Source organism: Bradyrhizobium nivariense, assembly GCF_029846695.2.
In the GTDB taxonomy this organism is placed as follows: Bacteria; Pseudomonadota; Alphaproteobacteria; order Rhizobiales; family Xanthobacteraceae; genus Bradyrhizobium.
Map to the genome: position 1 here is coordinate 86,443 of NZ_JARWCR020000026.1, position 11,488 is coordinate 97,930.

Annotated in this window: 13 protein-coding genes and 1 tRNA gene; 2 read left to right on the forward strand and 12 right to left on the reverse strand. The window is 63.9% G+C overall.

Annotation, left to right across the window (positions count from 1 at the left end; genetic code table 11):
* Positions 1-16: 16 nt before the first annotated feature.
* The 11 genes from trpA to aroA all read right to left on the reverse strand — a co-directional run bounded on the left by trpA (position 17) and on the right by aroA (position 9,893).
* On the reverse strand, positions 17-853 hold the full coding sequence (trpA, locus tag QCM77_RS22015; protein WP_279660084.1) for a tryptophan synthase subunit alpha: 837 nt from the start codon (positions 851-853) through the stop codon (positions 17-19).
* Positions 850-2,067, reverse strand: coding sequence for a tryptophan synthase subunit beta (gene trpB, locus QCM77_RS22020; RefSeq protein ID WP_279684882.1), 1,218 nt, complete (start codon positions 2,065-2,067; stop codon positions 850-852). Before trpB ends, trpA begins: the two co-directional genes overlap by 4 nt.
* Positions 2,064-2,735: a phosphoribosylanthranilate isomerase gene (locus tag QCM77_RS22025; protein WP_279684885.1), complete on the reverse strand. Its 672-nt coding sequence runs from the start codon at positions 2,733-2,735 to the stop codon at positions 2,064-2,066. Before QCM77_RS22025 ends, trpB begins: the two co-directional genes overlap by 4 nt.
* Positions 2,736-2,816: 81 nt before the next feature.
* Positions 2,817-3,209, reverse strand: coding sequence for a LapA family protein (locus tag QCM77_RS22030; protein ID WP_279684887.1), 393 nt, complete (start codon positions 3,207-3,209; stop codon positions 2,817-2,819).
* Positions 3,210-3,280: 71 nt separating this feature from the next.
* Positions 3,281-3,586 carry an integration host factor subunit beta gene (locus QCM77_RS22035; protein ID WP_007598410.1) on the reverse strand — a complete coding sequence of 102 codons (306 nt, stop codon included), beginning with the start codon at positions 3,584-3,586 and terminating at the stop codon, positions 3,281-3,283.
* A gap of 172 nt (positions 3,587-3,758) precedes the next feature.
* Positions 3,759-4,739: a signal peptide peptidase SppA gene (sppA, locus tag QCM77_RS22040; protein ID WP_279660088.1), complete on the reverse strand. Its 981-nt coding sequence runs from the start codon at positions 4,737-4,739 to the stop codon at positions 3,759-3,761.
* 200 nt (positions 4,740-4,939) lie between these two features.
* Entirely contained in the window at positions 4,940-6,646 is a 1,707-nt protein-coding gene (rpsA, locus tag QCM77_RS22045) for a 30S ribosomal protein S1 (protein ID WP_162307796.1), read from the reverse strand.
* A gap of 264 nt (positions 6,647-6,910) precedes the next feature.
* The gene (cmk, locus tag QCM77_RS22050; protein WP_279660089.1) at positions 6,911-7,549 is read right to left on the reverse strand and encodes a (d)CMP kinase; all 639 of its coding nucleotides are present in this window, start codon (positions 7,547-7,549) and stop codon (positions 6,911-6,913) included.
* A 5-nt stretch (positions 7,550-7,554) separates the two neighbouring features.
* Positions 7,555-7,962 (reverse strand): hypothetical protein, encoded by a 408-nt coding sequence (locus QCM77_RS22055; RefSeq protein ID WP_279660090.1) that lies wholly within the window; start codon positions 7,960-7,962, stop codon positions 7,555-7,557.
* Positions 7,940-8,545, reverse strand: a complete 606-nt coding sequence (locus QCM77_RS22060; RefSeq protein WP_279660091.1) for a hypothetical protein — start codon at positions 8,543-8,545, stop codon at positions 7,940-7,942. The genes QCM77_RS22055 and QCM77_RS22060 overlap by 23 nt, the downstream gene beginning before the upstream one ends.
* 10 nt (positions 8,546-8,555) lie before the next feature.
* A complete protein-coding gene (gene aroA, locus QCM77_RS22065; RefSeq protein WP_279684889.1) occupies positions 8,556-9,893 on the reverse strand; it encodes a 3-phosphoshikimate 1-carboxyvinyltransferase in 1,338 nt (445 codons plus the stop codon).
* A gap of 171 nt (positions 9,894-10,064) precedes the next feature.
* On the opposite strand from aroA, the gene QCM77_RS22070 reads away from it, so the two are divergent.
* Both QCM77_RS22070 and QCM77_RS22075 read left to right on the forward strand, forming a co-directional pair.
* Positions 10,065-10,475 (forward strand): TIGR02300 family protein, encoded by a 411-nt coding sequence (locus QCM77_RS22070; RefSeq protein WP_279660093.1) that lies wholly within the window; start codon positions 10,065-10,067, stop codon positions 10,473-10,475.
* Between the two features lie 66 nt (positions 10,476-10,541).
* Positions 10,542-10,617, forward strand: a tRNA-Ala gene (locus QCM77_RS22075).
* Positions 10,618-10,733: 116 nt separating this feature from the next.
* Here the strand turns inward: QCM77_RS22075 and QCM77_RS22080 are convergent.
* Positions 10,734-11,195 (reverse strand): MarR family winged helix-turn-helix transcriptional regulator, encoded by a 462-nt coding sequence (locus QCM77_RS22080; RefSeq protein ID WP_279684891.1) that lies wholly within the window; start codon positions 11,193-11,195, stop codon positions 10,734-10,736.
* Positions 11,196-11,488: the final 293 nt, after the last annotated feature.

Here is an 11,488-nt window from a genome sequence, read left to right on the forward strand (position 1 = left end):
GCAGCGGAATTATGGCTTATTCCGCCGCCTGTTGCGCGCCCTTGACGCCCTGGGCCAGGGCCGCCGTCAGCTCGGCGACGGCGTTAACGGTTTTGCCGGTGGCGCGCCCGTCCGCATCGAGGCTGTTCTTGAGAGCATCGACCAGCGCGGTGCCGACCACCGCGCCATTGGCATGGGATGCAATGGCGCGGGCGTTCTCCGGCGTGCGGATGCCGAAGCCGACGCAGACCGGCAGCTTGGTGTGCCGCTTGATGCGGGTAACCGCCTCGCTCACGGCCGAGGCGTCAGCCGCCGCCGCGCCGGTGATGCCGGTGATCGCGACGTAATAGACAAAGCCCGACGTGTTGGCGAGCACGGCCGGCAGTCGCTTGTCATCGGTGGTCGGTGTCGCCAGGCGGATGAAGTTGAGGCCGGCCTTCATTGCGGGCAGGCAAAGCTCGTCGTCCTCTTCCGGCGGCAGGTCGACGATGATGAGGCCGTCGATGCCGGCGGTCTTCGCATCGACTAGGAATTTGTCGACGCCATAGATGTAGATCGGGTTGTAATAGCCCATCAGCACGATCGGCGTCGCGTTGTCGTCCTTGCGGAAGCCGCGCACGAGCTCGAGGGTCTTCTTCAGCGTCATGCCGACCTTGAGCGCGCGGAGCCCGGCGGCCTGGATCGACGGGCCGTCGGCCATCGGATCGGTGAAGGGCATGCCGAGCTCGATCACATCGGCGCCGGCCTTCGGCAGCGCCTTGATGATCTCGAGCGAGGTCGCAGGATCAGGATCGCCGGCCATCACGAAGGTGACGAAGGCCGAGCGGCCGGCTTTCTTCAACTCGGCGAAGCGGGTGTCGATACGCGTGGTCACTTGCTCTTGCCCCTCAGGATGTCGCCGACCTGCGGGACGTCCTTGTCGCCGCGGCCGGAGAGGTTGACGACCATCAGGTGATCTTTCGCCCGCTTCGGCGCGAGCTCCATCACCTTGGCGATGGCATGTGCCGGCTCGAGCGCGGGGATGATGCCTTCCAGCTTTGACAGCAACTGGAACGCTGCGAGCGCCTCGTCGTCGGTCGCGGAGAGATAGTTGACGCGGCCGATCTCGTGCAGCCAGGAATGCTCGGGGCCGATGCCGGGATAGTCGAGGCCAGCGGAGATCGAATGCGCGTCCTGGATCTGGCCGTCCGCGTCCATCAAGAGATAGGTGCGGTTGCCGTGGAGCACGCCGGGACGGCCGCCCGCGATCGACGCCGCATGCAGTTGCGTCAGCCCGTGGCCCGCAGCTTCGACGCCGAAGATTTCGACGGTGGAATCGTCGAGGAACGGATGAAACAGGCCCATCGCGTTCGAGCCGCCGCCGATGCAGGCGACCAGCGAATCCGGCAGGCGGCCTTCGACCTCCTGCATCTGCACCTTGGTCTCGTTGCCGATGATCGACTGGAAGTCGCGCACCAGCGTCGGATAGGGATGCGGCCCTGCGACCGTGCCGATGCAGTAGAAGGTGTTGTGCACGTTGGTGACCCAGTCGCGCAGCGCCTCGTTCATGGCGTCCTTCAGCGTGCGCGTGCCCGACTGCACCGGGACCACCGTTGCGCCCAGCATCTCCATGCGGATGACGTTGGGCTGCTGCCGCTCGACGTCGACGGCACCCATATAGACGACGCATTCGAGACCGAAGCGCGCGCACAGCGTCGCGGTGGCGACACCGTGCTGGCCGGCGCCGGTCTCGGCGATGATGCGCTTCTTGCCCATGCGCCGCGCCAGCATGATCTGGCCGAGCACGTTGTTCACCTTGTGCGAGCCGGTGTGGTTGAGCTCTTCGCGCTTGAGGTAGATTTTTGCGCCGCCGAGATGCTCGGTCAGGCGCTCGGCGAAATAGAGCGGCGAAGGACGGCCGACATAATTCTTGAGGTAGCCGTTCATCTCGGCCTGGAACGCAGGATCGGCCTTGGCCTCGGTATAGGCCTTCTCCAGATCGAGGATCAGCGGCATCAAGGTTTCGGCGACGAAGCGCCCGCCAAAAATACCGAAATGGCCGCGCTCGTCAGGGCCGCTGCGATAGGAATTGGGTTTTGCAATATTCATCGGACGCTCAACTCTTGACTTGCATCTTGGCTTGCGCGCGCAGCGCGAATGAAGGCCTTGATCATCTCGGGGTCCTTCACGCCCGGGGCGTTCTCGACACCGGAGGAGACGTCGACACCACCGGCGCGGGTGACGCGGACGGCTTCGGTAACGTTGTCGGCGTGAAGCCCGCCTGAGACCATGTAGGGCAATTTCAGATCGAGATTTTCCAGCAGGTGCCAGTCAAAGGGCGCCCCCAGGCCGCCGGGCCGGGTCGCTTCTTTCGGTGCACGTGCATCGAACAGGATGCGATCGGCGACAGCGGCGTAACCGGCCAGCACGGCGAGATCGGCTGATGTTGCGACCGGCACCGCCTTCATCACCGGGCGACCGAACTTCTGCTTGATGTCGCGCAGCCGCGCCACGCTCTCTTTGCCGTGAAGCTGGAAGATGTCCGGCGACAGCGCGTCCATGATGTTGTCGAGCGTGGCATCGTCTGCATCGACGGTGAGCGCGACCTTGAGCGCGCGCCGCTTCACCTGCTGACCGAGGCCCCGGCCGGCTTCCAGCGACAGATGCCGCGGCGACGGCGGGAAGAACACGAACCCCACCATGTCGGCACCCGCGTCGAGTGCTACTTCGAGCGTCTCGGGCGTGGACAGGCCGCAGATTTTGACCAGCAGGGACATGTTCTCCAAGGACATGGGCTCAAAGCAAATGGAGGCCGCGGGTCCGCGGCCGGAAAACAGCGCTTTCGGTTGCGGCCGCTTCTACAACGTCGCGCGCTGCTTGTCTCGCCCGACGGGCCCGTAAAGGCCCGTCCCGGAGGGAACAGGGAGGCGCTGGGACTCGGGCTTTGTTGCGGCCGCCTGGGCCCGCAGATCGGCCAGCTCGCCCCGCGCAGCCCGGGCATCCGCATCATGCCGGCGCGCCGCACGCCGCCAGTGCCGCTGACCGAACCAGACGGCACAACCGCCCGCGAAGACCCCGAGCGCAGCCACCACGATCAGGAGCAGGAACAGCGGCAGCGTGACCGACAATGACGGGTCGTTGGAAACGAAGGGATCGAACGAGACCGTGACAAAATGCCGATTGGCGACGGCGAAGACCATCAGGATCAGGCCCAGCGGAATCACGATCAGCGCGGTCAGGAACTTTCGCATCTCGGCTCGCTCGCCTTGAATCAAGCTTGCGGCCGCATCTCTCGCGACCGCGGAAAACCCTGACGTCGGCCTCAGTCTGGCGCGCCTGGATCCGGATGGTCGCGATTCAGCCGTTCGCGCATTTCCTTGCCGGTCTTGAAGAACGGAACGCTCTTCTGGTCGACGGGCACATGGGCGCCGGTGCGTGGATTGCGCCCTGCGCGCGCAGGGCGATGCTTGACCGAGAAGGCACCGAAGCCGCGCAACTCGACGCGATCACCGCGCGCGAGAGCCGCTACGATCTCTTCGAGAATCGCATTCACAATGTTCTCGACATCCCGCTGGTACAGATGCGGGTTGTGCTCGGCGATACGCTGAACAAGTTCGGATTTGATCATCGAGAGATAGGACCCGGAAGCGTGCGGATGACCATTTCCGTGAAAATACCGTGATCTGTCAAGACGCTAAATCAAGGTTGAGCGTCGTGAAAATGCGTGACAAATGCCGAAAAAGCGGGCTGGCCCGGCACGCGTCGAACGGGAAAAACCTCGAAGGCTCGCCCGACTGCGGTCAGTTCGACGCCGCCGGCTGCCACAAGGCCAGCATTCCATCCATTCCGAGCCGATCGACCGCCTGTACCACGCCGGTTTGCCCGATTTGATGCGCAATCGAGCCCAAACCCAGCGCTTCCAGCGTGATGGCGGCGGCCGTCTTTAGGAACGGCAGATCGCTGAAGCGCGGCTCAAGCTTGTAATCGCGCACGGAAAGCCCCTTCTTGACGCCCTTCTGCTCGACCAGCCAGGTCACGGCGGTCTTCTCGTCGCCGATCTGGTCGATCAGCTTGAGATCGATCGCCTGGCGTCCGGTGAAGACACGGCCATCAACCACTTTCTCGAGCTGCGTGTCATCCATGCCACGCCGTTCCTTCACCAGTCCCTTGAACCAGGCGTAGGAATCCTTCACCAGCGCATCGAGCGCGGCCCGTGCCTCGGGGCTGGTCGGCTCAAAACCGTTGGGCGCGGCCTTCAGCGGCGTGGACTTTACCTCCTCGACCTTGACGCCGACGGTCCTCAGCAGCTCCGAGACGTTCGGAAACTGGAACAGCACGCCGATCGAGCCGACCAGCGAACTCTGCTGGGCGATGATGTGGTCGCTGGCGATCGCGGTGATGTAGCCGCCGGAGGCGGCGAGGCCTTCGACCACGACGACGAGCGGCTTCTTGGCCTTCAGCCGCACCAGCGAATCATAGAGCTGCTCGGAGCCGGCGGTCGTGCCGCCCGGCGAGTTGATGTGGACGATGACGGCGGCAGCCTGCGAGTTCTCCAGCCGCTCCAGCGCCTGCGTGCGATCGGAATCGCTGCGGATCAGGCCGTCGATCTGGACCCGCGCGATCGAGCCGGCGGCCGCGAACGTACCGCGCGCACCTGGTGTCGCGACCAGCGCGAAGCCTGCGATCGCCGCGATCGCGATCAGCGCGGCCATCACGCGCCAGAACGTCAGCTTGCGGCGGATCCTGCGGCGATCGACGATGATGTCCGAATCGAGCGACATCGGAATATCTCCAAAATGAAGGGCCAAGCGCGTTGTGCCGTCGCAGCGTGACCATTGGCTTATCTGGATACATCAATTGCGGCGCAATTAGAAGAAAACAAGGCCCGGCTCGGCGGAGGCCGCGTAGCCCGGTCTACAGGCCCAACAAAAAAGCCCCGGCTCGCGCCGGGGCTTTGATGCCAGCGAAACGTAGGTTTCGCTTACTTGCTGTCGCGGTTCTTGAGCGCGGTGCCGAGGATGTCGCCGAGCGTCGCACCCGAATCGGAGGAGCCGTACTGCGCGATGGCTTCCTTCTCTTCGGCGACTTCGAGCGCCTTGATCGACACCTGGACCTTGCGGGCCTTCTTGTCGAACTGGATCACGCGGGCATCGACCTTCTCGCCGACGGCGAAGCGTTCGGCGCGCTGATCGTTGCGGTCACGGGCGAGCTCCGAGCGTTTCACGAAAGTGGTGAAGTCGGTACCGGTGATCTTCACCTCGATGCCGCTCTCCTTCACTTCGAGCACTTCGCAGGTCACGACCGCGCCCTTCTTGACATCGCCCGGCTCGGCGAAGGGATCGCCTTCGAGCTGCTTGATGCCGAGCGAGATGCGCTCCTTCTCGACGTCCACATCGAGCACCACGGCCTTCACCATGTCGCCCTTCTTGTAGTTGTCGATCACCTGCTCGCCCGGAAGCTTCCAGTCGAGGTCGGAGAGATGGACCATGCCGTCGACGTCGCCCTCGAGGCCCAGGAACAGACCGAACTCGGTCTTGTTCTTGACCTCGCCCTCGACCGTCGAACCGGTCGGGTGACCTTCGACGAAGACCTCCCACGGGTTGCGCATGGTCTGCTTGAGGCCGAGCGAGATGCGGCGCTTGACGGAATCGACTTCCAGCACCTGCACTTCGACTTCCTGCGAGGTCGAAACGATCTTGCCGGGGTGCATGTTCTTCTTGGTCCACGACATCTCGGAGACGTGGATCAGGCCTTCGATGCCCGGCTCGAGCTCGACGAACGCGCCGTAGTCGGTGATGTTGGTGACGCGGCCGGTGAAGCGGGCACCCAGCGGGTACTTGGCTTCGATGCCCTGCCACGGATCGTCCAACAGCTGCTTCATGCCCAGCGAGATGCGGTGCGTCTCGTGGTTGATCTTGATGATCTTGACCTTCACGGTCTGGCCGATCGAGAGCACCTCGGTCGGATGGTTGACGCGGCGCCACGCGATATCGGTGACGTGCAGCAGACCGTCGATGCCGCCGAGATCAACGAACGCACCGTAATCGGTAATGTTCTTGACCACGCCGTCGATGACCTGACCCTCTTCGAGGTTCTGCACCAGCTCCTGACGCTGCTCGGCGCGGGTCTCTTCGAGAACCGTGCGGCGGGAGACGACGATGTTGCCGCGGCGGCGATCCATCTTGAGGATCTGGAACGGCTGCGAGTTGTTCATCAGCGGCGCAACGTCGCGGATCGGACGGATGTCGACCTGCGAACGCGGCAGGAAGGCCACGGCACCGTCGAGGTCGACGGTGAAGCCGCCCTTGACCTGGTTGAAGATGACGCCGTTGACCTTCTCGTTGTTCTGGAAAGCCTTCTCGAGCTTGCCCCAGCTCTCTTCGCGGCGCGCCTTGTCGCGCGACAGCACGGCTTCGCCGAGGGCGTTCTCGATGCGATCGAGGAACACTTCCACCTCGTCGCCGACCTTGAGCTCGCTGTCACGGCCGGGGCCGGAAAATTCGCGCAGGGCGACACGGCCCTCGGTCTTCAGGCCGACGTCGATGACGGCCATGTCCTTTTCGATTGCAACAACCTTGCCCTTGATGACTGAGCTTTCCTGCAGGTTGCCACCTGCGAAGGACTCGTCGAGCATCGCGGCGAAATCGTCGCGCGACGGGCTATAGGTATCAGCAGAAGTCGAAGCCATTTGTTCTCCAGTTGCGGATGTCGTGCCGGCCGTTGGGTTCATGGGCGCATCGCACGCGCAGTGTCGGAAGGTCCGCAAGACCTTCGAGCGACCGCTCGCTGCTCCAGCCTGCGAGGCGGAACAGCGGAAGCGGGCCGGCTGAGGCCCGCGCGTTCGATACGTGGAATCTTTGTCCGGAGCCTGGATCGCGCCGGTCCCGAACAGGGACCGGAGTATCGACCTCAAAGAGCGGGAGCGGGCGCTTCCTCCAATGACGGCAGCGGCTTAACCCCGCGACCGGCCCGCTCGGACGGCCTCGATAATGTCGATGGCGGCCCGGACGCCGCCTTCTATATCCAGTTGGGAGTTATCTAGCAAGTAAGCATCCGCGGCCGGTTTCAAGGGCGCAATCGGCCGGTTTTTGTCGCGTTCGTCGCGCTGGATGATGTCGGCGAGCACGGCCGCCTCGTCGGCCTCCTCGCCCCGCGCCTTGGCCTCCATGGTCCGGCGGCGGGCGCGGACCCTGGGGTCGGCAACGACGAAAATCTTCACGTCAGCATGGGGACAGATCACGGTTCCAATGTCCCGGCCGTCCAGCACGGCGCCTGGCGGGTCGGCTGCGAACTGCCGCTGGAAATTGACCAGGGCCTCGCGAACCCCAGGGATCGCCGAGACGATGGAAGCGCCTTCGCCGGCCTTCTGGGTCTTCAGGGCGGGATTGCCGAACTTTTCGGGATCGAGTTCCAGCGCCGCCGCGACCGCCGCCGCCTCGTCCCGAAGATCATGCCCGGACTGCATCAGCGAATAGGCCACCGCGCGATAGATCACGCCGGTATCGAGGTGACGGTAGCCGTAATGGTGAGCAAGACGTTTGCCGAGCGTCCCTTTACCCGAGGCTGCGGGCCCGTCGATGGCGATGATCATATCACTCAAACCTTGACTGCGTGGAAACTGCGGGCGCGCCGCAATGGCCGCTCTTCCGTGAAGATGTTGCGAGACGCGAATTCGGCGGGGCTCGCATAAGTCAAATATTCACGCATCGCATCCGATGGGGATGACGCGGTGAACCACGGCTCGGCGAGACGCCGCGCCGGATCGCACACCCATGCCGGCACCCGTCCGAGGCGACGCTGCTTTGCCAGATATTCGGCGATCGCGCCGACCAAGGCATCAAGCCGATCGTTCCGCGTCAATACTGGTTCGTCTTCGATCGTCTCGTATTGAGCCCGGCTCGTCCCGGCCAGATCGAACGTGTCGATGAATTCGGCCAGCGTAGCGTCCTGCGGCGCGCCGGCGCGTATGCGATCGACGGCCTCAGCGAGGGTATTTGGGCGCATCGGCTCCTCCCTCCAGGTTCATGTTCTTCAAAAGGAAGCGCTGCTTTTCCGAGGATGCTGCGCTCACGGGAAAATACCGGCTAAGCAGCGCAATGGCTTCCTCTACGGTCGAGATTCCAACCACTTTCATCAAGTTCAGGATATCCAGCCGCTCCGTCTCCCCGCGAACGGGATCCGTGACCCGGAATGCCTTCAGTTTCAGCGCGAGAAGATATGCAGCGGAGGGCACTGAGACCTCAAGCCCCGGTGGCGTGCCGTCACGCGGGAAAGTGCCAAATTCGAGATGATCCGCGGCACGGTCGGCCAGTGGGCTCAGATGAAATACCACGTGATCGTTGAACCAGTCGGCGCCCCATCCATTCCTCGCAGCAATTTCGGCTGTGATCCTCTCCAGCCAATCCGGCAGCGGACGCTCGAGCTTTGAGACGTCGACGTCCTCGGTCGCGAAGCGAAAATTGCTGGCAAGCATGAGGGCGGAGCCACCATAGACCGCAATCCGAAGCTTGGTTCCAGCCTCGGCCGCAGCACGGCCTATCGAATCGAAAGCATCCAGCAAGGCATCGCGGTCGAAGGCTGCGCTCATGGCAGCTTCCTCATGAAAACTCGGCCCCAAGCGAACGCATCATCGGGATGAAATCCGGGAAACTGGTGGCGATGAAGGCGGTGTCGTCGACGGTCACGGGCTGGTCGGAGGCGCAGCCCATCACCAGCGCGGACATCGCGATGCGATGGTCCATGTGGGTGGCGACAAGGCCGCCGCCGGGAACGTGGCCGCGGCCTTCGACGATCAGGTCGTCGCCGGAGATCTCGACTTTCACGCCGTTGACGCGGAGCATGGCGGCGGTGGCTTCGAGACGGTCGGATTCCTTGACGCGCAGCTCCTGGAGGCCGCGCATGATGGTCGTGCCCTCGGCGAAGGCGGCCGCCACCGCCAGCACGAGATATTCGTCGATCATCGACGGCGCGCGCTCCGGCGGCACCACGACGCCGCGCAGTTTCGAGGCGCGCACGCGCAGCTTCGCCATCGGCTCGCCGGCGTCGCCGCGAACTTCGCTTTCCTCGATCGAGGCACCCATTTCGCGCAGCGTGGTGAACAGGCCGGTGCGCAGCGGATTGGTCATGACATCGGATAGGACGACGTCAGAGCCTTCGACGATCAGCGCAGCGACGATGGGGAACGCCGCCGATGAGGGATCGGCGGGCACGACGACATTGGCCCCATGCAGCTCAGGCTGACCCACGAGCGTGATACGGCGGCCGTGCCGACCTTCCTGCCTAGAGGTGATCTCGGCGCCGAAATGCTTGAGCATCAACTCGGTGTGGTCGCGACTGGCCTCGGTCTCGATGACCGTGGTGGTGCCCGGCGCAGCCAGGCCCGCGAGCAGCACGGCGGATTTGATCTGGGCCGAGGCGACCGGGGTCTTGTAGGTGATCGGCAGCGGATCGCGCGCGCCCTGGACGGTCAGCGGCAGACGGCCTCCCTCGCCACCGGAGACGACCTTCGCGCCCATCTTTTCCAGTGGGTCCAGGATCCGGCGCATGGGCCGGCTGCGCAGCGAGGCATCGCCGTCGAAAATCGCCGAGATCGGGCAGCCGGCGACGGCGCCCATGACCAGCCGGCAGCCGGTGCCGGAGTTGCCGAAATCCAGCGGCGCCTTGGGCTCGACGAAGCCCGCGACACCCACGCCGTTCACCTTCCAGGTGAAATCTCCGGTGCGCTCGACCCGGGCGCCAAGCGCCTCCATAGCTTTAGCGGTGTTGAGAACGTCCTCGCCCTCAAGGAGACCCGAAATCCGGGTTTCTCCAACGGCGAGCGCGCCCAGGATGAGGGCGCGGTGGGAGATCGACTTGTCCCCCGGCACCCGTACTTTTCCGGTCAGGGGACCGCTGGCGCGCGACTGAAGCGGCGTCGGCTTGTCGGAATCGGTCAAGTTTGTGTCCTCGGATAGGCCCGAAACATCCCTGCGGGGCTCGCGGGCAGGTACCACATGGTCTCTCCGCCGTCACGGGCATGTCGTTCTCCCGTAATGCGCTATTGACAGCGGGCCGCCAACTAGCCAAGTGAAACACCGCTTTTCAGACATTTCCAGGATTCCTCTGCCGTGGCCAAGTCCGAACTCGGAACCAAACGTATTTGCCCGACCACGGGCAAAAAGTTCTATGATCTCAACAAGAGTCCGGTGATCTCGCCGTACACCGGCGAGGTCGTGCCGATCGCGCCCGTGGCGCCGGCTCGTGCGACCCGCGGCGCCGAAGCCCGTCACGCGGCAGCAGCCGCCGACACCAAGCCGGAACCGGCGGAGGTCGAGGAGGTCTCGCTCGAGGAGGCCGATGCCGAGGAGAACACCGGCAAGGTCAAGGCCGTCGTGCCCGAATCCGAGGACGACATCGAGGTCGACGAGACCATCGAGGACGATGACGACGACGATTCGACCTTTATCGCCGACGACGAAGAGGGCGATGAGGACGTGACCGACATCATTGGTGATGTCGGCGGTGATGAAGAGACTTGAGATAATTCCAGAACTGTGGTTCTGGGTCTTTCCCGACGCGTCGCCCACGGCGCGTCGGACGGTTAAGGGGCCATAGCTCAGCTGGGAGAGCGCTTGCATGGCATGCAAGAGGTCGGCGGTTCGATCCCGCCTGGCTCCACCAGCCTTCGCTCGCTTCGCGAGCTTCGGCTGGGCAAGCCCGGAAGTCCCTCGTAGCGAAGTGAGGGAAGGCTGCCGCGGCGAAGCCCGTAGGGCGTAGCCGGGCTCTGGGAACTCCGCCTACTCCCCGATCACCGCATTCAGCCGGTCGCGCAGTGCGACGATCTCGTCTTTCATCGTGACCAGTTCCGAGACCGAGCAGTCTGACGCCGCCAGGATCGATTGCGGCACGGTGCGCGCCTTGTCCTTCAAGGCGTGGCCCTGCGGGGTCAGCGCGATCAGCACCTGACGCTCGTCCTCGCTCGAACGCGTGCGCTTGACGAGGTGAGCGGCTTCGAGCCGCTTGAGCAGCGGCGTCAACGTGCCCGAATCCAGGAACAGCTTTTCGCCGATGTCCTTCACCGGCACGTCGTCGTGCTCCCACAGCACCAGCATCACCAGATATTGCGGATAGGTCAGGCCGAGCCGATCCAGCAGCGGCTTGTAGACGCGGTTGAAGGCATGCGCGGCCGAATAGACTGCGAAGCAGATCTGGTTGTCGAGGCGAAGCGGCGCGTCCGCTGCCGAGTGTTTCCGAGGCATGGAGAATCTCACGAGGCTTTCCCCATTCTGGGGCCCGACGACGGCACATTCAATTGCGAACAATTAAATGTGAGACGGCATATTTTCAATTGCGCACAATCTAATTGCCTGCAATAAAGATCGCACCCCACCGAAAACACAGGGAGATGAAAATGTCCGTGAACGTCCCAGGCTGTGTAAAAACGCGGCTCCGCATCACCTCCATGCAACGAAGGCGGCCGTCGGTGTCGCTATTGAGTTCGCTGCCCGCGCCTCACGCCCGCATGGCTGCCAGCAATGGCTCGACGCCGAGG

Excerpts from the sequence above, each read along its gene's own strand:
- sppA (WP_279660088.1), bottom strand. The coding sequence starts at position 4,739 with ATGTCGCTCGATTCGGACATCATCGTCGATCGCCGCAGGATCCGCCGC.
- QCM77_RS22035 (WP_007598410.1), bottom strand. The coding sequence starts at position 3,586 with ATGATCAAATCCGAACTTGTTCAGCGTATCGCCGAGCACAACCCGCAT.
- cmk (WP_279660089.1), bottom strand. The coding sequence starts at position 7,549 with ATGATCATCGCCATCGACGGGCCCGCAGCCTCGGGTAAAGGGACGCTC.
- trpB (WP_279684882.1), bottom strand. The coding sequence starts at position 2,067 with ATGAATATTGCAAAACCCAATTCCTATCGCAGCGGCCCTGACGAGCGC.
- QCM77_RS22060 (WP_279660091.1), bottom strand. The coding sequence starts at position 8,545 with ATGAGCGCAGCCTTCGACCGCGATGCCTTGCTGGATGCTTTCGATTCG.
- QCM77_RS22025 (WP_279684885.1), bottom strand. The coding sequence starts at position 2,735 with ATGTCCCTGCTGGTCAAAATCTGCGGCCTGTCCACGCCCGAGACGCTC.
- QCM77_RS22080 (WP_279684891.1), bottom strand. The coding sequence starts at position 11,195 with ATGCCTCGGAAACACTCGGCAGCGGACGCGCCGCTTCGCCTCGACAAC.
- QCM77_RS22030 (WP_279684887.1), bottom strand. The coding sequence starts at position 3,209 with ATGCGAAAGTTCCTGACCGCGCTGATCGTGATTCCGCTGGGCCTGATC.
- rpsA (WP_162307796.1), bottom strand. The coding sequence starts at position 6,646 with ATGGCTTCGACTTCTGCTGATACCTATAGCCCGTCGCGCGACGATTTC.
- QCM77_RS22055 (WP_279660090.1), bottom strand. The coding sequence starts at position 7,962 with ATGCGCCCAAATACCCTCGCTGAGGCCGTCGATCGCATACGCGCCGGC.